The sequence below is a fragment of the Agrobacterium sp. LEGMi-208b genome, from assembly GCF_059511785.1.
This window is the reverse complement of the sequence record NZ_CM183445.1, coordinates 713498-737694: the sequence shown is the minus strand read 5'-3', so window position 1 is coordinate 737694 and position 24197 is coordinate 713498. Positions and strand designations below refer to the sequence as shown.

The window sequence follows — 24197 nt, the reverse complement described above, 5'->3', positions numbered from 1 at the left end:
ATTGCCGGTCCCTTTTGTGGCGCGCCGTAATGGAATGCGCCATCAGGAACCCGTCTCTTTTGCGGTGAACAATCGCAGATGACAGGTCAACAAAAGCTTTCACGACTGTGAAGCTTTGATGAACGTTTTGTTACAACCCCATCAGCATGCAGGGTTGTTTGCGCCGGGCCTTATGCCCGGCGGATATGCCCGGTATGTGCGGCATAAAGTTCCGCAACGTTCATGCGTTCCCGGTCCGCTTCGACAGGCTCCGTGGACTTCGCGCCCACGCCCTGTGCGGCGGAGGCCGCCCATAGTCTCAGCGCTGCCCTGACGACCTCGCTGCCGGATGCGTAAGCGCCGCAATTCACGGCCTCGCGCATTCTTGCTGCCTGCTCCGGGGAAATCGATACTGTCACCATTGGCATGATATCACTCCCTTCTTTCCATGGCCGCCATGCGAACCCGATGAATGCCCGTTTCACGGACGGGGCGGGGGCGGTCTTTTATGGGTGGTCGTTTTTAAGAGCTTTCGTCTGGACGCCGCATCCAGCGAAATTGGTATCATTGCTTATCTTACCACGAAACGCGTTCCATACCCAATTTGCAGTATATAGGGGTTTAGTTTTTCCCCGATCGGCATGGATCCGATACGGGGCCGCACACTCCCCCTATCCACGCATGGCCATGGCCAGAGCGATCGTTGCAAAACCCTGCATGATAAGGTCTATCGCCAGAAACAGGCCCAGCACCCAGAGGCTGTTGACCGGCCAGCCGGCGGCAATCACCAGACCCGCCAGCGTCGTCACCGCACCCGCCACGGCAACCCAGCCCCAGCCCGTCGCCGGTTTCAGCCGGAAGCCGACGACGAGGCGGAAAATGCCGGCGACAATGAGCGAAATTGCCATCAGCAAGGTCAGCACGGCCGCCGTCAGATCGGGGTTCTGGAAAGCGATGACGCCGGCAATGGCGTAAAGCAGACCGCTCAGTGTCCAGAACAGCGCGCTTTCCCAGCCCTTGACCTGAAAGGCATGAAAAAGCTGCAGCACGCCGCCCATCAACATCATGACGCCGACATAAAAGACCGAGGCGACGGTGGCGACCAGAAGATTGCCGAGCGCGATGATGCCAAAGGCCAGGAGAACGAGGCCAAGGGCCAGCAGCCAGCCCCACTTTGCTTTCAGCGGTGAAAATCCAGATGCATTGAGACTCTGCGTCATGTCGCTGTCTCCCTGAATGGTCGGGGTAACGCTATCACGATTGCACCGTAGCGCAATGCGCCTATCGAAGATTTGATCCAGATCATGAGCCGGAAGACGGGAAAACCGCTTTAGTTTTCTCCCCTGCCGCGAAGAGGCCGATCCGCGACATAAAATGGCGCGTTTTTTATTGATTGATCAATCAATCAAGAATATTTTGCCCGGCATCAAGGAGACCCCTATGCCCAAGATCGGAATGGAGCCGTTGCGCCGCAAGGCGCTGGTGGATGCGGCGCTACGCACCATAGGCCACCATGGTTCGCTGAATGTGACAATGTCCGATATCGCCCGGGAAGCGGGTGTGTCGGCGGCCCTCGCGCATCATTATTTCGGCAGCAAGCAGCAGCTTCTGCTGGAAACCATCCGCAGCCTGCTGCGCGATCTCAGGCGCGATGCGGTGGCGGCTTTGATCCGCGCTTCCGGCCCGCGCGAGAGGCTGAGCGCCATCGTGCATGTCTCCTTCCAGAGCGACCAGTTCACGCCCGAAACGGTGGCGGCATGGCTTGCCTTTTATGTCGAGGCGCAGCGCTCGGAAGAAACCCGGCGTTTGCTCGTGCTTTATTCCCGCCGCCTCAGATACAACCTCATGGCGAGCCTCAACCGGCTTTGCCCGCCCGATGATGCCGCACGCATCGCGGAAGGGGCCGCGGCCCTGATCGACGGGCTTTATATCAGGCACAGCCTGCGCTCGGCACCGCTCGGCCTTGCCTCCGCACCGGCGCTTGTCGAGGATTATTTCGACATGCAGCTCAAATCTTTTCCCGATGGACAGCGCCAAAAGCCGTCCATCCGCGTTCTTTAAGGAGACTTCGACATGACCACGCTCAAGGCGCAGCCGAAAGCCTCGCATTTCATCGACGGGGTGTATGTCGAAGACACCGCCGGCACTGTCATCGAAAGCATTTTCCCGGCCACCGGTGAAGTGATCGCAAGACTGCATGCGGCAACGCCCGCCATCGTCGAGCGCGCCATCGCCTCGGCCAAACGCGCCCAGAAGGAATGGGCGGCGATGAGCCCCATGGCGCGCGGCCGCATCCTCAAACGCGCCGCCGATATCATGCGCGAGCGCAACGATGCGCTTTCGACGCTGGAAACGCTGGATACCGGCAAGCCCATTCAGGAAACCATCGTCGCCGACCCGACATCAGGCGCGGATGCCTTCGAGTTTTTTGGTGGCATCGCGCCTTCGGCTTTGAATGGCGACTATATCCCGCTCGGTGGCGATTTCGCCTATACCAAGCGCGTGCCGCTCGGTGTCTGCGTCGGCATCGGCGCGTGGAACTATCCGCAGCAGATCGCCTGCTGGAAGGCGGCACCCGCGCTGGTCGCCGGCAACGCCATGGTCTTCAAGCCCTCGGAAAACACCCCGCTCGGCGCCTTGAAGATTGCCGAAATCCTGATCGAGGCCGGCCTGCCCAAAGGCCTGTTCAACGTCATTCAGGGTGATCGCGATACCGGGCCGCTGCTCGTCAACCACCCGGATGTGGCGAAGGTCTCGCTTACCGGCTCGGTCCCGACCGGCCGCAAGGTGGCCGCCGCCGCTGCCGGACATCTGAAGCATGTGACCATGGAACTCGGCGGCAAGTCGCCGCTGATCGTTTTCGACGACGCCGATATCGAAAGCGCTGTCGGCGGGGCGATGCTCGGTAACTTCTATTCCTCCGGTCAGGTCTGCTCCAACGGCACCCGTGTCTTCGTGCAGAAAAAGGCCAAGGACCGTTTCCTCGACAACCTGAAGCGCCGCACCGAAGCGATGATCCTTGGCGATCCGCTCGACTACGCCACCCATCTCGGCCCGCTGGTCTCCAAGGCCCAGCAGGAGAAGGTTCTTGCCTATATCGAAAAGGGCAAGGCGGAGGGTGCGACGCTGGTGACCGGCGGCGGCATTCCCAACAATGTCTCGGGTGAGGGCGCCTATGTGCAGCCGACCGTTTTTGCGGATGTGACGGACGGGATGACCATAGCCCGCGAGGAAATCTTCGGGCCGGTCATGTGCGTGCTGGATTTCGACGATGAGGACGAGGTTCTCGCCCGCGCCAACGCCACCGAATTCGGGCTGGCCGGCGGCGTCTTCACCGCCGATCTCGCCCGCGCCCATCGCGTGGTCGATCAGTTGGAGGCGGGCACGCTTTGGATCAACACCTATAATCTCTGCCCGGTGGAAATCCCCTTTGGCGGCTCCAAGCAGTCCGGCTTCGGGCGGGAGAATTCGGCGGCGGCGCTGGAGCATTATAGCGAGCTGAAGACGGTTTATGTGAGCACGGGGAAGGTGGACGCACCTTATTGACGGATGGTGCGTGGGGCGCACCCCCTCTGCCCTGCCGGGCATCTCCCCCTCAAGGGGGGAGATCGATCTGCGGCAAGGTCTCGCCCATCTCAATGTCAGCGAATGAAGCGGTGGTAGTGCCGCTTGATGATCTCCCCCCTTGAGGGGGAGATGCCCGGCAGGGCAGAGGGGGGTAAGCCCCACCCGCCAGCAATCAATCGGAACCAACGCTCATCGGAGAGAGCAGATCATGCAAGCAGATTACGTCATCGTCGGTTCGGGTTCCGCAGGTTCCGCCATCGCCTATCGCCTGTCGGAAGACGGTCGTTATTCTGTCATCGTCATCGAGGCGGGCGGTTCGGATTTTGGCCCCTTCATCCAGATGCCGGCCGCACTCGCATGGCCGATGAGCATGAAGCGCTACAATTGGGGTTATCTCTCCGAGCCCGAGCCGAACCTCGACAACCGCAGGATTACGGCACCGCGCGGAAAAGTCATCGGCGGTTCGTCCTCCATCAACGGCCTCGTTTACGTGCGCGGCCATGCGGAAGATTTCAACCGCTGGGAAGAGCTTGGCGCCCATGGCTGGGCCTATGCGGATGTGCTGCCCTACTTCAAGCGCATGGAACACAGCCATGGCGGCGAGGAGGGCTGGCGCGGGACGGATGGGCCGCTGCATGTGCAGCGCGGCCCGGTCAACAACCCGCTGTTCCACGCCTTCATTCAGGCCGGCGCTGAGGCCGGTTTCGAACTGACCGATGATTATAACGGCTCCAAGCAGGAGGGTTTCGGCCTGATGGAGCAGACCATCCACAATGGCCGCCGCTGGTCCGCCGCCAATGCCTATCTGAAACCGGCGCTGAAGCGCGGCAATGTCACGCTGGTCAACGGTTTCGCCCGCAAGGTCGTCATCGAGAACGGCCGCGCGGTTGGTGTCGAGATCGAGCGCAAGGGCGTGGTGGAAACGATCGCGGCCAATCGCGAGGTCATCGTCTCGGCATCCTCCTTCAATTCGCCGAAGCTGCTGATGCTGTCAGGCATCGGGCCTGCCGCCCATCTGCAAAAAATGGGCATCGAGGTGAAGGCGGATCGCCCGGGTGTGGGTGAAAACCTTCAGGACCATATGGAGTTTTATTTCCAGCAGGTCTCCACCAAGCCGGTGTCGCTTTATTCCTGGTTGCCGTGGTTCTGGCAGGGGGTAGCGGGTGCGCAATGGCTGCTGTCGAAAGGCGGGCTCGGTGCCTCCAACCAGTTCGAGGCCTGCGCTTTCCTGCGCTCAGCGCCCGGTCTGAAGCAGCCTGATATCCAGTATCATTTCCTGCCGGTCGCCATTTCCTATGATGGCAAGGCGGCGGCGAAAAGCCATGGTTTTCAGGTGCATGTCGGCTACAACCTGTCGAAATCGCGCGGCAACGTCACGCTCCGCTCGGCCGATCCGAAGGACGACCCCATCATCCGCTTCAACTATATGAGCCACCCGGAAGACTGGGAAAAATTCCGCCATTGCGTGCGCCTGACGCGTGACATCTTCAGCCAGAAAGCCTTTGACGATTTTCGCGGGCCGGAAATCCAGCCGGGTGAAAAAGTGGCGAGCGACGATGAGATCGACGCCTTTTTGCGGGAGCATCTGGAAAGCGCCTATCACCCCTGCGGCACCTGCCGGATGGGCGACAGGGACGACCCGATGGCCGTCGTCGATCCCGAATGCCGGGTGATCGGGGTAGAGGGTTTGCGGGTCGCCGACAGCTCGATCTTCCCGCATGTGACCTATGGCAACCTCAACGGCCCATCGATCATGACCGGCGAAAAGGCGGCCGATCATATTCTCGGCAAAACCCCGCTGCCGCGCTCCAATCAGGAACCGTGGGTGAACCCGCGCGCGGCCGTCAGCGACCGGTGAGGGTCAATGGTAATCGTCCTCGCGCTGATGGCGGATCGCGAGGATGGAGACCGTTTCAGCATCTTCGATTTGAATGAGGACGATGTAACCCGAGAATCCGAACGGAATGAGCAGTTCCCGTAGGAGTGCGTTCTCACCGGGTGCCTTGCGTGAGGCGAAGGGAAACTCACTCAGTCCTTCAACGGTGGCAATAATCCGATCGACAGCTTTCTCCGCCGTCGAAAAATCCTTCTCCAGTAGAAAATTATATAGCCTTGTTATGTCTGCTCTGGCTGCAATCGTGTACCTGAGCTTGAATGTCATCCGTTGCGCTCTGCTTTTTTGGCCGCCAGCATAGCGCGCAATTCCGCATGCACTTCCTCAGCAGAGTAAAAAGTCCCCGTGCGTTTGGATTCCTCAAGTGACGCCAGCCCACGCGCAATGAACTCCGCCTGCGATTTACGGATTTCAACTTCCCGCCTTACAGAGTTTTCAACGAAGGACGACAGCGTTTCACCATCCTTCAGCACACTTTCTGCAGCTTCACGAAAATCGGCGGTAACACGCAGTGAAGGCAATGTTGCGGTTTTCATCTCGTCTCTCCATGCGTCGCATTTGCGATGCGAATCTTCTCCCACCTCTTGAAAAGAGTCAAATGCAAAACTTGCAAAGGTGGGTGGGCTGGCAGATAAAAGGCCGTCCGACCCGCCTCCACCGAAATCACCGATCTGGACCGCCATGCCCGTCGACTACAAAAAGCTGAAGATGCTCCGCCGTTCCCGCGTCGTGTGGGGTTCGTGGCGGGTGTGGAGGCCGAGGGCGGTTTTCTGGATCGGCGCGATTGCCGTCGGCCTTATCAGCGTCGGTTTCGCCTGGGCGGCCGATCGCGCCCAGCACCTTTTCTTTTCGGTGACCTCATCGGGCGAATGGGCGTTTCTGCTGCCGCTCATCATCACGCCGCTCGGCTTCACGCTCTGCGCCTGGCTCGCGATCACGGTTTTCCCCAATGCCGGCGGCAGCGGCATTCCGCAGGCGATCGCCGCGCGGCACCTGCGCGATGATGCGGACCGTTCGCGGCTTCTGTCGCTGAAACTCGCTTTCGGCAAGGTGGTGCTGACGGTGGCCGGGCTTTTGTCCGGAGCTTCCATCGGCCGTGAAGGCCCGACCGTTCAGGTTGGCGCCTCGATCATGCTGCAGGCCGCCCGCTGGGGCGGCATGGCGCAGGCGAAGGGTCTCATTCTTGCTGGCTCGGCGGCGGGTATTGCGGCGGCTTTCAATACGCCGCTGGCGGGCATCGTCTTCGCCATCGAGGAAATGAGCAAGACCTATGAATCCCGCGCCAATGGCCTCGTTCTCACCGCCGTCATCCTATCCGGCCTCGCCTCGCTGGCGCTGGTCGGCAGCTATACCTATTTCGGCACCAGTTCGGTGATGGCGAAAACGACGATGGACTGGCTGCTGGTTCTGGTCTGCGGCATCGGCGGCGGCGCCTTTGGCGCGCTGTTCAGCGCCGGGGCCTTGCGACTGTCTGCCCGCATCCGGCGCTTCGCGCAGACCATGCCGCTGAAGCGGATGCTGGCGGTCGCCTCCGCCTGCGGCCTTGCTTCCGCCGCCCTCGGCATCGCAACGGGCGGCGCGACCTTCGGAACCGGTTACGAACAGGCGCGCGCGGCAATCGAGGGCGAGGCCGCACCGGCATTCTTCTTCATCGAAAAACTGGCGGCGACGTTCCTTGCCATGATGTCGGGCATTCCCGGCGGCATCTTCGCGCCGTCGCTGTCGGTGGGTGCGGGTTTCGGCAGCACCATGGCAAGCCTGCTCGGCACCAGCATCGGCCTTGGCGCAATCGTCGGCATGGCGGGTTATTTTGCGGGCGTGGTGCAGGCGCCGATGACGGCCTTTGTCATCATCCTCGAAATGACCGGCAATCATGAAGGCGTCATGCCCATCATGGCCGCATCGATGCTGGGATATCTGACGTCGCGGCTTTTCTCCCGTGAGCCGCTGTATCACGGCCTGTCGCGGGTCTTCATCGCCCAGAGCATCCGCGCCAGACGCGCCGCTCAGGCCAGCGAAATGTAACCGTTTAAGCTCGGATACCCGCCACCCCGAAGTAACCGAGCCCCGGTATCTTCACGCCCGGCCGGCCGAAATCGATGCCGGCAACAAGACCGAGAAAATTGATTTCGAAACCGCTGCGCGCACCCGCCGAAATGCCGAACAGGCCGCCGAGCGAAAGGCTCGCATCCTTCCAGTCATCAGCGATGTGGTAAAACGCGCCGTCCGGCAGATAATCGCGGCCGACCGCATCGGGCGGCAATACCACGCCGAGTTCCGGCACGCTGCGCAGCACATGGGCAACGAAGGTGTTGGAGTTCGGGCCGGGATAGATGCGGTAACCACCCGGCCGGCCATAGGGGTAATCGGCAATCGCCTTTTCGATCTTCGGGATCAGTTTTTCCGCTTCCGCACCGTGAATGGCCACCACCTGGCGCGGCATGTTGGAATACCAGTAGGCATCCGCCGCATAACCATTGTGGCGGATCGGCGTGCCCCAGCCCACCTTGTCATAACGGTCATAGCTCGCAGCGCCGGGCTTTTTCAGCACGACCCAGGCATGGCTGGCGACCGAGCCCTTGAAACCGCCGGTCATGGCGGAAAAGACATAGATGGCGGCTTCTCCGTTGCGGGACGCGGCCGGCAGCATGCCGGATGACGACCATCTTGCGGCGTTCCAGCCGCGCGGATGGTCCTTCATGGCCCAGAGCCCGGCAGATGCCAGCGCGGGTAGCAGGTAGATAACGGTTATCGCCAGCAGCAGACGTTTTGCAAATTTCACCGATAACCCCGTGCATCGAAAAATCAATTGCGGTATCAACCACATGAAATCAGAATTTTTTGAGGCTGCGAAAATGAACAATTCCGTTACCGTCGAAGTCACCCGCGGCAACCTCGTGGAAAGCCGCCATCATGGCCTTGCCGTAGTGGTGGACGGCGATGGCGGCGTGCTGTTTTCGGCCGGCGATATCGAGCGCGGCATCTTCCCGCGTTCCGCTTGCAAGGCCATGCAGGCGCTGCCGCTGGTGGAAAGCGGTGCTGCGGATGCCTATCAATTCGGCAACCGCGAACTCGCACTCGCCTGCTCTTCGCATTCCGGTGAGGACGCGCATGTGGAGCTTGCTGCTTCAATGCTTGCGAAGGCGGGCAGGGATGTGGATACGCTGGAATGCGGCGCGCATTGGTCTTCCGATCAGAAAACCATCATCCATCAGGCCCGCACGCTGGAAAAGCCGACGGCGCTTCACAATAATTGCTCCGGCAAACATTCCGGCTTCATCTGCGCCTGCTGCCATACCGGCACGGATCCGAAGGGCTATGTCGGATACGATCATCCGCTGCAGCGGGAAATCCGCGCCACGATGGCAAGTCTGACGGGTGCTGCTCTTGGTCAGGACAATTGCGGCGTGGATGGCTGCTCCATCCCCACCTATGCCGTTCCGCTCAAAGGGCTGGCGCATGGTTTCGCGAAGATGGCGACGGGCAGCGGGCTGGAAACGGGCCGTGCGAAAGCTTCGCGCCGTCTCGTCGAGGCCTGCATGGCGGAACCCTTTTACGTGGCGGGCACCGGCCGCGCCTGCACGAAACTGATGCAGATCGCGCCGGGAAAAATCTTCGCAAAGACCGGCGCGGAGGGCGTTTTTGTTGCCGCCCTGCCGGAAAAGGGCATTGCCATGGCGGTGAAATGCGAAGACGGCACGACGCGTGCGGCGGAAGCCATGGTCGCGGCATTGCTCGCCCGCTATTTCGATGAAGGCAGCGCCGAGCAGCAGGCGCTGAGCGGCATGGCGAACCGGCAGATGCGCAACTGGAACGGCATTCACGTCGGCGATGTCAGAGTCGTCGGTCTGTAAATCACGATAAAACCTTTGACGCGGCCGAAGGCGGGCGTGATGATGGCGTGCCACTTGCGCGTCATGGCCATCTCACGGCCGCCAGCCAAGGGCCGGCGTCCGCATGAGGAACAGGCGGGCGCTTCATTGCTTTGGAGGTAGCATACCCATGTTCACACTGTTTTTCTCCCCCGGTTCCTGCTCCCGCGCCAGCCATATCGTGCTTGAGGAATCCGGCCTGCCTTACAAGGCCCACCGCGTCAATTTCGCGGAGGGTGAGCAACGCTCCGAGGCATTTTTAAAGATCAATCCCAAGGGCCGCGTGCCGGCACTCGCCACCGCAAGCGGCGTGCTGACGGAGACACCCGCCATCCTCGCCTTCATCGCCCAGATGGCGCCGGAAAAGAAGCTCGCGCCGCTCGACGATCCCTTCGAATTTGCGCTGATGCAGTCCTTCAATGCCTTCATTTCCTCCACCGTTCATGTCGCCCACGCGCATGGCCGGCGCGGCAGCCGCTGGGCGAATGAGGATAGCTCGTTTGCGGATATGAAAGCCAAGGTGCCGCAGACCATGGGCGAGTGCTTCGAGTTGATCGAACACGGCATGCTGCACGGCCCATGGGTTCTGGGCACGGCCTATTCGGTTGCCGATCCCTATCTCTTCGTCATGTCCGGCTGGCTGGAAAGCGATGGCGTGGATATTGCCCGCTTCCCTAGGGTACACGACCACTTCCGCCGCATGAACGACCGCCCGGCGGTGCAGCGGGCGCTCGCGGGCGAGAGGGGCTGAGTGGCTCGGTATTTCCGTCATGCCGGACTTGATCCGGCATCCAGCCGACGCGCGTCTGCGCGGCGAGAAGAGTCCTTTCAGCCCAAGGACTTGGGCTGGCTGGATGCCGGATCAGGTCCGGCATGACGGAAGGAAAGGGGGCTTGACGCTCAGGCCGCCTCGGCCGCGCGCGTATCCCACATGGTCTTGAACGCCGTGCGGGCCTGGCAACGATCCAGCCAGGCTTTCAGCGCCGGATGGGCATCGAACAGCGGCTTGTGGCCCTGTGCGTAACGAACGATTTCCGCCGCGTTGAGATCGGCGACGGTGAAACGATCGCCCACCAGATAGTCATGGCTGGAAAGATGTTGCTCCAGCACCCGGAAGGGGCGTTTCAGCAAGCGGGCAGCGACATCGATCACGGCCCTGCCGCTATCGCTCTCCGACAGGCCTTCGGCAATGGCCGAGGAAATCTTCAGCGAATTGGTCTCGATCTCGGTCGCGGCAAAGAAGGACCATTGCAGCATCGCCGCGTCTTCCTTCAGATCGACGGGTGCGAGCGGCCCGCCATATTTGCGGGCAAGGTAAAGATTGATGGCCATGGATTCGTAAAGCACCATGCCGTCATCCTCAATGCAGGGAATGGTGCCCATCGGGTTGACGGCGAGAAAGGCGGGCGAAAGCGTGTTGAGCGGCGCATCTACTGCCAGCGGATCGGCAAGGCGGCGGGCCTGTATCACAGGTACGTGCCTGAATTCTATGCCCAGTTCACCCGCAAGCCACAGCGTGCGCGTGGCGCGGGAACGGTAGACACCGTAGATCGTCAACATCGAAGTTACCCCTTGACCAGTTCGATGCGCCGCACGTTACGGTTTCGTCGCTTTAAAGTGAAGTTGCAGACCTCCGGGCCAACTATGATTTTTTCTGATCCGTGAAGAAGTCCGTATCCGGCGACAGCCGATATTCGAACCGGTCGATAAAGCGTTCGAACAGGCGGGCGAATGTCTCCACATCTTCCGCCGGCCATCCATCCATCACATCCTCGATGACGCTCATCTTGGTCCGGCGCATTTCCTGCAAAAGGCTGGTGCCGAGCGGCGTGATCTCGACGATGCTGCGGCGGCCGTCTTCCTGGGAAACACCGCGCTTCAGCAGGCCGCGCCCCACCATGTCGGCCACAACCCGGCTGCCGCGGGAAGGATCGATGCGCATGCCCTCGGCAATCGCACCCACGGTAACATCGCCTTCCGCCCGGCGCAGAATATCGAGAACGTCGATATGCGAGAGTTCAAGACCCGGAGCGAGCTTGGCAAGCGCCATGCGGCCGATGATGCGGCGGCCAATCATGATGCGCATGCGCGTCATCGTATTGCCGATCCGCTTGATGTCCTCGGGCAAATCCTCGTTCCAGTTTTCCTCAGTCGCCACGCTTTGCCGTTCCTTCCTTGCCGGTTTGCGATCACATCTAGCGCGAATAGCAGAGATGTCAAAAACTTGCCATTGACATATATGTGCTGATAGCACACAAATTGTCGCAGCAAACGTGCCGGAACTCAACGAGATTTTTCATGGATATGTCCGCAGCCCCCGTGGCGCCGCTTGTGTCGGATCACCGGCGCAGGCTCATCGTCTTTCTGTTTCTGATGCTGGCCATGTTCATGGCGACCCTCGACAACCAGATCGTGTCGACAGCACTTCCCACCATCGTCGGCGAGTTCGGCGCGCTGGAGCGTTTCGGCTGGATCGGCTCGGCCTATCTGCTGGCGACCAGCGCGGTCATGCCCGTTTATGGCAAGCTCGGCGATCTCTTCGGGCGCAAATATGTGATGATCGCGGCGGTCGTCATCTTCACGCTCGGCTCGCTCGCCTGCGGCCTGGCATGGTCGATGGACTCGCTCATTGCTGCCCGCGTTCTGCAGGGGCTTGGCGGCGGCGGCATCATGGTGTCGATCTTCTCCGTCAATGCGGATCTGTTCGAACCGCGCGAACGCGCCCGCTACCAGAGCTATTCCAGCCTCACCATCATGGCGTCGGGCAGCGTCGGCCCGATCCTTGGCGGCACCATGAGCGATCTCTTCGGCTGGCGGTCGATCTTCCTCATCAATCTGCCGCTCGGCATTATCGTCATTGCAGGCCTGGCGCTGATGCTGCCCTATCGCCGTCCTGCACGCCAGCCGAAGATCGATTATCTCGGTGCGGTGCTGCTTGCGGCCACCATTGCGAGCGTGGTCTTCTGGGCCGATAGCAGCGAATTGTTCGGTTCGCTGATCGCGGCCCCAAGCCTTGGTATCATCGCCTTCGCCGTCATTGCCGCTTTCCTCTGGGTGCAGGTGGAGCGCCGGGCGCCGGAACCCGTCGTGCCGCTCAGGCTGTTCAAGGACAGTACCTTTCCGCTGTTGATGATCGTTTCGCTGACCAGCGGCGGCATCGGCATCGGCATGGTCAATTATTATGCCCTGTTCCTGCAAACCACGACCGGGCTTTCGCCCTCCCATGCCGGCCTGTTCTTCATCGCCGTTACCGGCGGCATCGTCATGGGCTCGCTTTCGGCGGGACGGCTGATTTCGATCACCGGCGTCTACAAGCCCTTCTCGGTGGCGGGTCTCTCCATCAACCTCGTCGCCATGCTGCTCTTCACGCAGATGCATGCCGGAACGCCGCTTCCCCTGATCGCCGCGCTGATGCTGGCGCAGGGCTTCGCCGTCGGCCTCGGCCAGCAGGCGCCGATCATCGGCGTGCAGAATTCCGCTCCCAAGGCGGATATCGGCGCTGCCAGCGGCGCGGTGACGCTGACCCGCATGGGTGGTGCTGCCATTGCCATTTCGGTCTATGGCGCCATCGTGTCATCGAGTCTGAAAGGTGTCGCAGTCGATATTCCCGGCGTCGGCAAGATCGAGGAGCTGACGCCGAAAATGCTCTCGGAACTCCCCGCCGCCTCCCAGGCCGCCGTCGCCTCGCTCTATTCGGATGCGTTTACGCCGCTCTTCTTCGCGGCTGCCGCAACCGCCGCCATCGGCCTTGCCGCGGCGCTGATGCTGAAGCCGGTTCGGTTGCCGGCGGCGGTTGAAGCGAAGCCGGCGGAAGCGGCGGGGGAATAAGAGCTGTCACCTAGGACGGTGCGATGGGATTGACGCACCTTGTTCACGTTGCTCATGATGCCCTCATCCCTGTGCTTGTCACAGGGATCCAGCCAGCCCAAGTCCTTGGGCTGAAAAGACTCTTCCCACCGCGCGGACGCGCGTTGGCTGGATTCCTGTGACGAGCACAGGAATGAGGGAAAGGAGGGGCCGTGCAATGTGTCTCACCACCATGCTCCCGCAAAACAAAAATGCCCTCACTGGAAATTTAGCGCCCGTTCCGCGTTATGCTCGCAGCACTTTACATTCGCGCGGGCGGCCCTATCTCAATGAATATGAAGCCGGAACAGCTCCTGAATTCCACGCCCAAGGGCCTTTATTGTCCGGCGGGCGATTTTTATATCGATCCCGTGCGCCCGGTGGCGCGGGCGCTCATCACCCATGGCCATTCCGATCACGCCCGTGCCGGCCATGGCGCGGTGCTGGCCACGCGCCAGACGCTCGATATCATGCGCATCCGTTATGGCGAGGATTTCTGCGGCAGCGAGCAGGCGGTCGCATTCGGCGAGACGGTGGAGGTGAACGGCGTCACCGTCGGTTTCCATCCCGCCGGCCATGTGCTGGGTTCGGCGCAAATCTCGGTGGAAATGAACGGCCTGCGCATCGTCGCATCTGGCGATTACAAGCGCGGCGTCGATCCCACCTGCGCGCCTTTCGAGACCGTTCCCTGCGATGTCTTCATCACCGAGGCCACGTTTGGATTGCCGGTATTTCACCACCCGCTGCCGCGCGTGGAAATCGGCAAGCTGCTGACCTCCATCCGGCAATTTTCGGAACGTACGCATCTCGTCGGGGCCTATTCGCTCGGCAAGGCGCAACGCGTCATCAGGCTATTGCGCGACAATGGTTATGCCGATCCCATCTATATTCACGGCGCGCTTGCGCGGCTTTGCGATTATTATGTCTCGCAGGGCATTGATCTCGGCGATCTGCGCCCCGCGACGCTCGAAAAAAGCGATCCTTCCGCCTTCAAGGGCGCGATCGTCGTCGGCCCGCCCTCGGCCTTTCAGGAACGCTGGGCGCGGCGCTTCAACGAACCGCTCATCGCCTTCGCCTCCGGCTGGATGATGGTGCGGCAGCGGGCCAAGCAGGGCGGCGTGGAGCTGCCGCTGGTGATATCAGATCATTGCGACTGGCCGGAACTTCTCGAGACGATCAAGGAAATCGGCCCGCAGGCCGTCTGGGTCACCCATGGCCGTGAGGAGGCGCTGGTGCGTTGGTGCGAATTGCAGGGCATTGCCGCAAAGCCGCTGCATCTTGTCGGTTACGAGGATGAGGGGGATTGAAATGAAAGCCTTCGCCACGCTCCTCGACCGCCTCGTTCTCACCCCCTCGCGCAACGGCAAGCTGAAGCTGCTGACCGATTATTTTCGCGATACGCCCGATCCTGACCGGGGTTACGGATTGGCGGCGATTGCCGGCACGCTGGACCTCAAAAGCGTCAAACCCGCCATGCTGCGCGAACTGGTGCTGGAGCGCATGGATGAGGTGCTGTTCCGTTACTCCTATGATTATGTCGGCGATCTGGCCGAAACCATTTCGCTGGTCTGGGGCAATATCGGCGGGGCTGACGATTCCGAGGCGCAGGACCCGCGCCTCGGCGAAGTCGTCACATTGATGAATTCGCTGGGGCGTACCGAGGTGCGCGGCGCGGTGCGCGATCTGCTCGACCGGCTGGATACGTCGTCGCGTTTCGCTTTCCTCAAACTCGCCACCGGCAGCCTGCGCATCGGCGTTTCGGCGCGGTTGGCACGGCAGGCGCTGGCGGATTTTGCGGAGAAAGACATCACCGAAATCGAAACCCTCTGGCACGGGCTGACACCGCCCTATATACCGCTTTTCGCATGGCTTGAGGGGAAGTCCGAGCGGCCGGTACTAGCCACGCCCGCCATCTTCCATTCGGTCATGCTGGCGACGCCGGTGGCCGACGGCGACCTCGATGCGCTGGACCCGGCCGACTATGCCGCCGAATGGAAATGGGACGGTATTCGCGTGCAATTGTCCCGCGCTGGCGAGACGCGAAAACTCTATTCCCGCTCCGGCGACGATATTTCCGGCGCCTTTCCCGATGTTCTGGAGGCGATCGATTTCGAAGGCGTGATGGATGGCGAATTGCTGATTGGCGGCACAGTGCGCTCCAACAATCTCACCCGCACCTTTTCCGACCTGCAGCAGCGGCTGAACCGCAAGACGGTCACAGCGAAGATGCTGGATGATTATCCCGCCTTCATTCGCGCCTATGACCTGCTGTTCGATGGCGAGAGCGATGTTCGCGCGCAGACTTATCTGGAGCGCCGCGGCCGCCTTTCGGATATTATCGAGCACGCACCGCATGACCGTTTCGACCTCTCGCCGCTGATCGGCTTTTCCAGCTGGCAGGAACTCGACACGCTGCGCGCCGCCCCGCCCGATCCGGTGATCGAGGGGGTGATGATCAAGCGCCGCGACAGCGCCTATCAGGCCGGCCGCGCCAAGGGGCCGTGGTTCAAGTGGAAACGCGATCCTTACAATATCGACGCTGTCATGATGTATGCGCAGCGCGGCCACGGCAAAAGGTCGAGCTATTATTCCGATTTCACCTTCGGCGTCTGGGCGGAAGGCGAGGATGGCGAGCAGCTGGTGCCTGTCGGAAAGGCCTATTTCGGCTTCACCGATGCGGAGCTGGAGGTACTGGACAAGTTCGTGCGCGACAATACGGTCGAGCGTTTCGGTCCGGTGCGGGCGGTGCGCGCCACGCCGGATTTCGGTTTCGTGCTGGAGGTGGCCTTCGAGGGTATCAACCGTTCCACCCGCCACAAATCGGGCGTCGCCATGCGCTTCCCGCGCATTGCGCGACTTCGCGCCGACAAGCTGCCGGCGGAGGCTGACAGGCTCTCGACGCTGGTGGCAATGATCGATGCTGTGGAAGTGTAGGGTGCCTTGGCCGCCCCTTATCCTCCGTGGCAGGCACGGGAACGGCAAGACGCTGTCCAGAAATTGCCATGATGGCTGCGAATACATTGTTGTCATTCGCGAATCCGTGATTGGACAGCCTCCCGCCGCAGTGTTGAACTGCTGTTACAACCATCCCTTCAGGTGACCATATGGCAGACAAACGCTTTCTTTCCTCAGCCTTCGGACAGGAAGAGAGCGGCACGATCTTGCCGAGCCTGACGCGGCGAAGCCTGCTGGCCGGCGCCATGGGGCTATCAGCGGCCGCATTTTTACCGCCCCGTGCGAAAGCGGGCATTGCTGCGCCCGAGGTGTTGCCGCTGGAACGGCAGGATTATGCGGAGGCGCGTAAACGGTTCCACACCCATCTCCTGCGAAAAATGGCTGCGCCGGAAAAATCCTCTGCGCTCGGCACCCCGCCCGGGGCGGAACGTGTCACCTATCCCGGCGGGCCGGATGGTTCCATCGAACTTGTCGCCTGGCTCTCCCACTACCAGCCGTCAAAAACGCTGAAGCCCGCCGTACTTTTCCTCCATGGCGGCAACGCCACCGGGGACGGCCATTGGGCGCTGATGAAACCCTATTGGGAAGCGGGCTATGTCGTGCTTCTGCCGTCCTTCCGGGGGGAAAACGGCCAGAGCGGCAATTATTCCGGCTTTTACAACGAAACGGCGGATGCGCTGGCGGCGGCCGCCTATCTGGAAAACCTTCCCGGCATCGACAGAAATCGTTTCTTCATCGCCGGCCATTCCAATGGCGGCACGCTGACGCTTCTGGCCGCCATGAGCCGCAGGTTCCGCGCCGCGGCACCCATCTCCGCCGGTGTCAATTCCTGGCGTTATTTCAACCGCTATAGCGACGAGATATGTTTCGACGAGACAGACGAGCGCGAATTCATCATGCGCTCCTCCGTCTGCTTCGGCCCCAGCCTCAAATGTCCGGCGCTGCTTCTGCGCGGCACGGAGGAGCGGCCTTTCGATGCCGATCACCAGCTTTTCGTGGATCGCGCCCTGACATCCGGCTTCAAGGTCGACAAGAAGCTGTTGCCCGGCACCCATAACGGCGTGGTGCCGCATGCGGTCGAGGAAAGCATCCGCCTTTTCAACGCCTTCGTCTGAAATGCGATACTGTGCCGCTGCTTATCGACGCGTGCGGTCCTAGCTCTTGACGATGGACGTCTTGGCCTGTTCAGCCCACCATGCGCCGTCTTTTTTGTCGGCATATTGGGCGCGCTTGTTGGTGAACTGCCCCTGGGTGCACATCTCGCGGTAATTGCGGATCGGCAGCCCCAGTTCCTTGACGACGGCATGCACCACCGTCGGGCCGGTCATGTCGTAGACGCTGGCGAGCGTTCCGTCTTCGATATTCTGGGAAATACGATCGGCCATCAGCCCGAGCGCCGGGTGACCGGGCCTGGAGGCCATGAAGTAATTTGTGATCTCGCCGCTTTTCATGGCGATGAAGACGGCCTCTTCATCGGGTCCGATCACATCTTCCGGGCGCGCCGCGAAATTGGAATCGATATCGAGATAAATGCCGCCTTCCTGCAGAAGCACCAGAATACGCCAGAAATCCGCCTTGGCGGCGCCCACCTGCAGCCGCCGGAAGGCATCCGCATAACGTCCGGGAAAATGCCGGTCGATATAGGCCTGACACGCCTCGTCATCATGGTAGCGATATTCGAATTCCGGCGTCAGCCATCGGTTGAACAGGAAATTCGCATAGATCGGCGTCGTTACCCTATTGGAGTAATTCGTCTGCCAGATGATGCGGGGAATGGCCTTTTCCGTCTTCGGGCTGCGTCTGGCGGGCTGATATTCGGGAAGCGTTTTTCTTCTGCCGGGCCGGATGAACAGATCGATGGAAAAAATGACCTTGGCGATGTTTCCGCCGATCTTGATCGCGCGGTACGCGATGCGGTTATAGCCATGCTTTGCCAAGTTCAGCGCTCCTGCGCGTGGAATCGTTTGTCGCGCGCGTGGAAACGGCGGTACGCGGTATTTATTGGACGCAATTAGTTTGTCAATATGCCGTAAATGAGACGGCCGGACCTCGATTGACGAGGCCCGGCCGTCTTCTATGCGAATGGAATATCAGCCCTTGTTGCGGTTGAAATAGCCGAGAAGCCGCATCGCATTGGCGGTGACCAGAACCGTCGCGCCGGTATCGGCGAAAACGGCGAGCCACAGGCCCGAAACGCCGGTGACGGTGGTGACAAGAAAGACCGCCTTCAGGCCGAGCGCGATGGTCACGTTCTGGCGGATATTGCTCATGGTGGCGCGCGACAGGCCGATCAGGCGGGCAGCGTCGCCGACATTGTTGCGCATCAGCGCCGCATCCGCCGCTTCCATCGCCACATCGGTGCCGGAACCGATGGCGACCCCGACGCTGGCCGCCGCAAGGGCGGGTGCATCGTTGATGCCGTCGCCCACCATCACCACGGTCTTCTTTTCGGCAAGCTTGCGGATTTCCTCGACCTTGTTCTGCGGCAGCAGTTCGCCGCGCGCCTCAAGGCCCAGCTTGTTGCCGATGGCACGCGCCGTGCGGGCATTGTCACCCGACAGCATCAGCGAGGAAATGCCCATCTCCTTCAGCGCTTTGACGCCATCAGCCGCATCCTTGCGCGGCTCGTCACGCATGGCGAAGAGACCGCTTGCCGCCCCGCCGACTATCACGACGGCCACCGTCTTGCCTTCGCTTTCCAGTGCGGAAATGCGATCGGAAAGGTCCTTGGAGAGGGTGCCGACTTCCGTTGCAAAGCGCGGCGCGCCGATGAACAGGTCCTTCCCGCCGACATTGCCCTGCATGCCGCGACCGGAGATCGCCTTGATGTTGGAGCCGGGCAGGGGCTTCACGCCCAGTTTTTCGGCATGATTGACGATGGCGCGGGCGAGCGGATGGCTCGATTCGTGCTCGATGGTCGCGGCTTGCGCAATCAGTACGGCTTCGTTGCCGTCAAGCGCCACCACATCGGTCACGACGGGTTCGCCGAGCGTCAGCGTGCCGGTCTTGTCGAAGGCGACTGTTTCGGTGCGCGCCAGCATTTCGATGACCGCACCGCCCTTCACCAGCATGCCGTGGCGTGCCGCAGCCGAAAGGCTGGAGGCGATGGCCGCGGGAACCGAGATGACCAGCGCGCAGGGGCAACCGATCAGGAGCAGGGCGAGACCGCGATAAATCCAGGTATCCCAGTCGCCGAGGCCGACAAGCGGCGGCACGATGATGGTCAGCACCGAAATCGCCACGATCAGCGGCATGTAATAACGCGAGAAGCTCTGGATGAAGCGTTCCGTCGGTGCACGCGCATCCTGTGCTTCCTCGACGAGCGTGATGATGCGGGCAATGGTATTGTCTTCCGGTGCGCGGTCGACGCGGATGCGCAGCGAGCCGTCATGGTTGATCGAGCCGGCAAAGACGCGCGCACCCTTTTCCTTGGCGACGGGAATGCTCTCGCCGGTCATCGGCGATTCGTCGACGCTGGACTGGCCTTCCATGACAATGCCGTCGGCGGCGATACGGTCGCCGGGACGCGCCACGACCACCTGGCCGATGCGCACCTGATCGGCCGCGATCTGCCGAAGCGCACCGTTTTCCTCCACCAGCGCCGTTTTTGGCAGCAGCGAGCCGAGCGCCTTGATGCCCGAACGGGCGCGGGCGGCGGCGAAACCTTCCAGCAATTCGCCGACGGAGAAAAGCAGCACGACAATGGCCGCCTCTTCCGCCTCGCCGATGATGATCGCGCCGATGGCGGCAATCGTCATCAGCATTTCGATGGTGAAGACCGCGCCGAAACGGGCGGCGTTGAAGGCGTTCTTCGCGATGGGGAAGAGCGTGACCAGCGTGGCGACGATGAAGGCGTAACCGCCCCATGCCGGGAAGCTCAGTTCCGCCGCATAGGCGATGGCGACCAGAATGGTGCCGGTGAAGGTGTTGCGCGCCTTTGCGGTGCGCCACCACGCGCCTTTTTCATCCGCGCCATGGGCATGTCCCACTTCGGCGCTCTGCGCCGCAGCCGCCGGTGCGGAACCATGCGAAGGTTTTGCGTGGTCGTGACCGGAATGGTCGTGGCCAGAATGGTCATGCTTGGAGTGGTCATGATCATGCCCGCTGCAGGATGCGTGATCGTGCCCGGAATGGTCATGATCTGAATGATCGTGGTCGTGGTGATGGCCACTGCACGACCCATGGTCATGATCATGATCCGCGACTTTTTCGCGCGCGGTCTTTTCCTGCGGCAACAGGGCCGGTTTGAAACCGAGCTTGCGCAGCGTGTCCTCGATTTTTTCGACCGGGGTTTTGCTCTCTGCAAGCGAAAGGTTCAGCCTTTCGCGCGCAACCGAGACCTTAACGTCGGCAACACCCGGCAGGCGGGAGAGCGCGGTCTCGATCTTGGCGGCGCAACTGCCGCAATCCATGCCGCCGACCGAAAAGGTCAGCGCATTGCTGTTGTCGGCGCTCGTTCCGGCATCGGCATGATGGCCGCCGCAGGACGAATGATCGTGGTCATCATGGTCGTGGCCGTGATGATCCGCTTCGACTTTTGCGCGGGAGACTTTTTCCTGCGGCAGCAAAGCGGGTTTGAAACCGAGCTTGCGCAGCGTGTCTTCGATTTTTTCGACCGAGGTTTTGCTTTCGGCCAGCGAAAGGTTCAGCCTTTCCCGCGCAACGGAAACCTTGACATCGGCAACGCCCGGCAGGCGGGAAAGCGCGGTTTCGATTTTCGCCGCGCAGCTGCCGCAATCCATGCCGCCAACGGAGAAGGTCAGTTGCTCGCCGTCTTTGCCCTTGATGTTTATGCCTGTCGAAATATTCATGGTTTCCGCTCCTGAATTCCAGTCGACAGCCAATCTGGCACCTCTAGCAACTAGAGCTTCAAGAGCAAAAATGCGTTTTTTCGATTTTTTTTGAAAAACCGACGCCAGCTTCGCGCCAGCCGCACGGTTCATCATGCCGTCAGATTGGATTCCATGAAGCGGTTCAGATGATAGCACTCCTTTTGAAAAACGGTCGCCGGGCGGCCTCTCTGGCGGGGCTTTCCCTGCTGCCTCTCATGAGCGGCTGCCTTTTTGTGACGGATACGACCCGGATGGATCCGGATGTTTTCGTCAGGGAAACGGCGCCGGTATTCAATTTCAACTCCGTCAGCTCCAATCGCCAGCCGGAACTGCCACCGCAGCCGGGCCAGCTTTCGACGCGCCCGCCGGATCTGTTCAGAACCCGCTTCCATCAGGAATATGGTCCGCCGGTGCGCGGGCAGGGGCTGCAAGCCCCGCAGGTGCAGGGCTCTAACGCATCGCAGCCGCAGGGTCAGACGATGGGCCAGACGATGGCCTATGGCCTGCCTGTTTCCAATCCGCTGCACCGGGTCATGTACGGCCCGATCCGCGATGAGGACCGCTCGCTGCCGGCCATTCCCTATGGCCGCATCGATCCGCGTTATCTCCGGCAGGAAGTGAGCTATCAGACGGCGGAAGCGCCTGGCACCATCGTCGTCGATACCAGGCAGCATTTCCTTTATCTCGTGCAGTCCGGCGGCAAGGCGATCCGTTATGGCGTTGGGCTGGGGCGTGATGGTTATGCCTGGTCGGGCCGCGGCAAGATCCAGTGGAAGGCGAAATGGCCGCGCTGGACGCCGCCCGATGAAATGGTCAAACGCCAGCCGGAACTCGCCTCCATCTCCGCCGCCAATGGCGGCATGACGCCCGGTCTCAACAATCCGCTCGGGGCACGCGCGCTTTATATCTTCAAGGATGGCAAGGATACGCTTTACCGCGTTCATGGCACGCCGGACTGGCAGTCCGTCGGCAAGGCGACATCCTCCGGCTGCGTGCGCATGCTCAATCAGGATGTGATCGATCTCTACGAGCGCGTGCCGCAAGGGGCGCAGATTGTGGTTATCTGAACACGTTCTAAAAGAAAGAGATATTGGACCCATTCCGCCAGCGCCTTGTGACTGGCTTTTAGCGGTCGGTTAACTATTTTCGCAATACGCATGACACGGAACAAATGACGTACAACGGCGATATAGCCGTTCGAAATGTGGGACAAACCGGCCTTATGACAAGCACCGACACAGATCTTTCCAGACGCACCTTCCTTTCCCTCCTCGGCCTCTCTTCCGCTTCGCTTCTCGCAGGCTGTGCCTCCTCGGGCACGGGAGACGCCATCCGCCAGCAGGCAAGCGCCATCGGCAGCGATTTCCGGCAGATGTTCTCGCCGGGCGTCAGCGATGCGGAACTGGCCGTCATGTACGGTTCGGTCGAGGATGGCGGTTACGTCATTCCCGCCGTGCCCTATCAGAAAATCGACCGCCGTTATTACCGCCAGCGGGTTGTCGACCCGACCGGCGAGCGTCCCGGCACCGTCGTCGTCGATACGCGCTCGCGTTTCCTTTACGTCGTGGAGCAGGGCGGCAGCGCCATGCGGTACGGCGTCGGCATCGGCCGTGATGGTTTCGCCTGGTCGGGCGAAGGTGTCATCCAGTGGCGGCAGAAGTGGCCGAAATGGACGCCGCCGGACGAAATGGTCGCCCGCCAGCCGGAGCTGGTCAAATATTCCTCCAAGAACGGCGGCATGCCGCCGGGCCTGAAGAACCCGCTCGGTGCGCGCGCGCTTTATATCTTCCAGAACGGCAAGGACACGCTTTACCGCCTGCATGGCTCGCCGGAATGGAACTCCATCGGCAAGGCCGTTTCCTCCGGCTGCGTGCGCCTGATGAACCAGGACGTCATCGACCTCTACGACCGCGTGCCGCAGAAGGCGCGTGTGGTGGTGTGGCAGTAATCCCAAGCGCTTCTCTATAAAAAGGCGGTCTTGTGCCGCCTTTAAGGAAGCCTGCTTCCATCCTCGGGCTCGTCCCGAGGATCTAATCACGTCGCGTTAAATCGATGTAGCAGATGCTCGGGACAGGCCCGAGCATGACGGAAGAGAGATTATCAGCCCTTGTGATTTGCCGGAGGATTAGGGGCGGCTGAGACTGTCCTTCAGCGCATTCACCCGGTCGCGAATCTGGACCAGCTCCTCCAGACCGCAGCCGGTGGCATTGCCGATTGCCGCCATGATTTTCACGCCTTCTTTTTTAAGGTCGGCCCCTTTTTTCGTCAGCGCCACCAGCACCTGCCGCTCATCCACCGTGCCGCGTTTACGGGTGATCAGCCCGGCATGCTCCAGCCTCTTGAGAAGCGGCGACAGCGTGCCCGAATCGAGCCCCAGCATTTCGCCGAGCGCCTTGACGGTGGATGTCTCCTTTTCCCACAGCGCCATCATGACCAGATATTGCGGATAGGTCAGCCCGATCGGGTCCAGCAGCGGTTTATAGGCGCGTGTGAAGGCATGCGCCGCACCATAAAGGGCAAAACATATCTGCTGGTCCAGCCTCAGCAGGCTTTCCATTGTCTTCTCGTTGCCCTCTGCGTCCATTTTCCTGCTCCAAAATCAACCGGGGAGGGAACAATCAGCCCCCGCTTTCGGTTCCTGCCACATGGATGCGCGGCGAAATTTCGTGAAAATTATCGCAAAAAACAAATCTTCATTCAATGTGCAAAACTATATTGCGCACAATTTAATTGTGCGTTATAAGATGCTCAACACCAACCCGAAGGAGTAAATGCCATGCCCATTCTCTACACGACCAAAGCATCCGCCACCGGTGGCCGCGCCGGCAACGCCAAGTCGGAAGACGGCGTTCTCGACGTCACGCTTACCGTTCCGAAGGAACTGGGCGGCGATGGCGCCCGTGGCACCAATCCGGAACAGCTTTTCGCGGCCGGTTATTCCGCCTGCTTCCTTGGTGCGTTGAAATTCGTCGCCGGCAAGGAAAAGGTAAAGATTCCTGAAGACACCACTGTGACGGCAACGGTCGGCATCGGCCCGCGCGAAGACGGCGGCGGTTTCGGCATCGAAGTGTCGCTGAAGGCCAATATTCCGGGTGTCGAGCGCGAAGTCGCCGAAAAGCTGGTTGCGGCCGCACACATCGTCTGCCCCTATAGCCACGCCATGCGCACCTCCACGGAAGTGCCGGTCTCGGTGGCCTGATAAAGCGGCTAAGCGCTGGATCGTCACTCTTGGGGCCGGGTTCATCCCGGCCT

General features: G+C 61.1%; 23 protein-coding genes. 13 read left to right on the top strand and 10 right to left on the bottom strand.

Annotation, left to right across the window (positions count from 1 at the left end; translation table 11 throughout):
- Positions 1 to 170: 170 nt before the first annotated feature.
- On the bottom strand, positions 171 to 407 hold the full coding sequence (locus AC5YUO_RS03720) for a ribbon-helix-helix domain-containing protein (RefSeq protein ID WP_496154299.1): 237 nt from the start codon (positions 405 to 407) through the stop codon (positions 171 to 173).
- A gap of 243 nt (positions 408 to 650) precedes the next feature.
- On the bottom strand, positions 651 to 1199 hold the full coding sequence (locus tag AC5YUO_RS03715) for an HdeD family acid-resistance protein (protein ID WP_496154298.1): 549 nt from the start codon (positions 1197 to 1199) through the stop codon (positions 651 to 653).
- 220 nt (positions 1200 to 1419) lie between these two features.
- Between AC5YUO_RS03715 and betI the strand changes: the two genes are divergently transcribed.
- The 3 genes from betI (at position 1420) to betA (ending at position 5404) form a co-directional block, all read left to right on the top strand.
- Positions 1420 to 2040: a choline-binding transcriptional repressor BetI gene (gene betI / locus AC5YUO_RS03710; RefSeq protein WP_496154297.1), complete on the top strand. Its 621-nt coding sequence runs from the start codon at positions 1420 to 1422 to the stop codon at positions 2038 to 2040.
- A gap of 12 nt (positions 2041 to 2052) precedes the next feature.
- Positions 2053 to 3525 (top strand): betaine-aldehyde dehydrogenase, encoded by a 1473-nt coding sequence (gene betB / locus AC5YUO_RS03705; RefSeq protein WP_496154296.1) that lies wholly within the window; start codon positions 2053 to 2055, stop codon positions 3523 to 3525.
- Between the two features lie 229 nt (positions 3526 to 3754).
- Complete coding sequence (gene betA, locus AC5YUO_RS03700) at positions 3755 to 5404, top strand: choline dehydrogenase (protein ID WP_496154295.1); 1650 nt, start codon at positions 3755 to 3757, stop codon at positions 5402 to 5404.
- Between the two features lie 3 nt (positions 5405 to 5407).
- Here betA and AC5YUO_RS03695 read toward each other — a convergent pair whose 3' ends face one another.
- Positions 5408 to 5707: a type II toxin-antitoxin system RelE/ParE family toxin gene (locus AC5YUO_RS03695; RefSeq protein ID WP_496154294.1), complete on the bottom strand. Its 300-nt coding sequence runs from the start codon at positions 5705 to 5707 to the stop codon at positions 5408 to 5410.
- Entirely contained in the window at positions 5704 to 5976 is a 273-nt protein-coding gene (locus AC5YUO_RS03690) for a YlcI/YnfO family protein (protein ID WP_496154798.1), read from the bottom strand. The genes AC5YUO_RS03695 and AC5YUO_RS03690 overlap by 4 nt, the downstream gene beginning before the upstream one ends.
- Positions 5977 to 6121: 145 nt before the next feature.
- On the opposite strand from AC5YUO_RS03690, the gene AC5YUO_RS03685 reads away from it, so the two are divergent.
- The gene (locus AC5YUO_RS03685; protein WP_496154293.1) at positions 6122 to 7465 is read left to right on the top strand and encodes a chloride channel protein; all 1344 of its coding nucleotides are present in this window, start codon (positions 6122 to 6124) and stop codon (positions 7463 to 7465) included.
- 4 nt (positions 7466 to 7469) lie between these two features.
- On the opposite strand, the gene AC5YUO_RS03680 is transcribed toward AC5YUO_RS03685, so the two are convergent.
- Positions 7470 to 8222: a DUF3750 domain-containing protein gene (locus AC5YUO_RS03680; protein WP_496154292.1), complete on the bottom strand. Its 753-nt coding sequence runs from the start codon at positions 8220 to 8222 to the stop codon at positions 7470 to 7472.
- A gap of 73 nt (positions 8223 to 8295) precedes the next feature.
- On the opposite strand from AC5YUO_RS03680, the gene AC5YUO_RS03675 reads away from it, so the two are divergent.
- Both AC5YUO_RS03675 and AC5YUO_RS03670 read left to right on the top strand, forming a co-directional pair.
- Entirely contained in the window at positions 8296 to 9294 is a 999-nt protein-coding gene (locus AC5YUO_RS03675; RefSeq protein WP_496154291.1) for an asparaginase, read from the top strand.
- 148 nt (positions 9295 to 9442) lie between these two features.
- Entirely contained in the window at positions 9443 to 10063 is a 621-nt protein-coding gene (locus tag AC5YUO_RS03670) for a glutathione S-transferase family protein (protein WP_400820104.1), read from the top strand.
- 149 nt (positions 10064 to 10212) lie between these two features.
- On the opposite strand, the gene AC5YUO_RS03665 is transcribed toward AC5YUO_RS03670, so the two are convergent.
- Complete coding sequence (locus AC5YUO_RS03665; RefSeq protein ID WP_496154290.1) at positions 10213 to 10872, bottom strand: glutathione S-transferase family protein; 660 nt, start codon at positions 10870 to 10872, stop codon at positions 10213 to 10215.
- Between the two features lie 82 nt (positions 10873 to 10954).
- A complete protein-coding gene (locus AC5YUO_RS03660; protein ID WP_003522221.1) occupies positions 10955 to 11470 on the bottom strand; it encodes a MarR family winged helix-turn-helix transcriptional regulator in 516 nt (171 codons plus the stop codon).
- A gap of 140 nt (positions 11471 to 11610) precedes the next feature.
- Here AC5YUO_RS03660 and AC5YUO_RS03655 point away from each other — a divergent pair, with 140 nt between their 5' ends.
- The 4 genes from AC5YUO_RS03655 to AC5YUO_RS03640 all read left to right on the top strand — a co-directional run bounded on the left by AC5YUO_RS03655 (position 11611) and on the right by AC5YUO_RS03640 (position 17228).
- On the top strand, positions 11611 to 13140 hold the full coding sequence (locus AC5YUO_RS03655; protein ID WP_496154289.1) for an MDR family MFS transporter: 1530 nt from the start codon (positions 11611 to 11613) through the stop codon (positions 13138 to 13140).
- A 314-nt stretch (positions 13141 to 13454) separates the two neighbouring features.
- Positions 13455 to 14465, top strand: a complete 1011-nt coding sequence (locus AC5YUO_RS03650) for a ligase-associated DNA damage response exonuclease (protein WP_496154797.1) — start codon at positions 13455 to 13457, stop codon at positions 14463 to 14465.
- Position 14466: 1 nt separating this feature from the next.
- Positions 14467 to 16092 carry a cisplatin damage response ATP-dependent DNA ligase gene (locus tag AC5YUO_RS03645; protein ID WP_496154288.1) on the top strand — a complete coding sequence of 542 codons (1626 nt, stop codon included), beginning with the start codon at positions 14467 to 14469 and terminating at the stop codon, positions 16090 to 16092.
- 170 nt (positions 16093 to 16262) lie between these two features.
- Positions 16263 to 17228: an alpha/beta hydrolase family protein gene (locus AC5YUO_RS03640; protein ID WP_496154287.1), complete on the top strand. Its 966-nt coding sequence runs from the start codon at positions 16263 to 16265 to the stop codon at positions 17226 to 17228.
- 39 nt (positions 17229 to 17267) lie between these two features.
- Here AC5YUO_RS03640 and AC5YUO_RS03635 read toward each other — a convergent pair whose 3' ends face one another.
- Together AC5YUO_RS03635 and AC5YUO_RS03630 are read right to left on the bottom strand one after the other, a co-directional pair.
- Positions 17268 to 18050: a glycosyltransferase family 32 protein gene (locus tag AC5YUO_RS03635; RefSeq protein ID WP_496154286.1), complete on the bottom strand. Its 783-nt coding sequence runs from the start codon at positions 18048 to 18050 to the stop codon at positions 17268 to 17270.
- A gap of 153 nt (positions 18051 to 18203) precedes the next feature.
- A complete protein-coding gene (locus AC5YUO_RS03630; protein ID WP_496154285.1) occupies positions 18204 to 20924 on the bottom strand; it encodes a heavy metal translocating P-type ATPase in 2721 nt (906 codons plus the stop codon).
- 167 nt (positions 20925 to 21091) lie between these two features.
- On the opposite strand from AC5YUO_RS03630, the gene AC5YUO_RS03625 reads away from it, so the two are divergent.
- Both AC5YUO_RS03625 and AC5YUO_RS03620 read left to right on the top strand, forming a co-directional pair.
- The gene (locus AC5YUO_RS03625) at positions 21092 to 22012 is read left to right on the top strand and encodes a L,D-transpeptidase (protein ID WP_496154284.1); all 921 of its coding nucleotides are present in this window, start codon (positions 21092 to 21094) and stop codon (positions 22010 to 22012) included.
- Positions 22013 to 22167: 155 nt separating this feature from the next.
- Positions 22168 to 22893, top strand: coding sequence for a L,D-transpeptidase (locus AC5YUO_RS03620; RefSeq protein WP_003509381.1), 726 nt, complete (start codon positions 22168 to 22170; stop codon positions 22891 to 22893).
- Positions 22894 to 23070: 177 nt separating this feature from the next.
- Here the strand turns inward: AC5YUO_RS03620 and AC5YUO_RS03615 are convergent, their stop codons facing one another.
- Positions 23071 to 23529 (bottom strand): MarR family winged helix-turn-helix transcriptional regulator, encoded by a 459-nt coding sequence (locus AC5YUO_RS03615; RefSeq protein ID WP_496154283.1) that lies wholly within the window; start codon positions 23527 to 23529, stop codon positions 23071 to 23073.
- Positions 23530 to 23721: 192 nt separating this feature from the next.
- Here AC5YUO_RS03615 and AC5YUO_RS03610 point away from each other — a divergent pair, with 192 nt between their 5' ends.
- Positions 23722 to 24144, top strand: coding sequence for an organic hydroperoxide resistance protein (locus AC5YUO_RS03610; protein ID WP_003509379.1), 423 nt, complete (start codon positions 23722 to 23724; stop codon positions 24142 to 24144).
- The last annotated feature ends 53 nt before the right edge of the window (positions 24145 to 24197 follow it).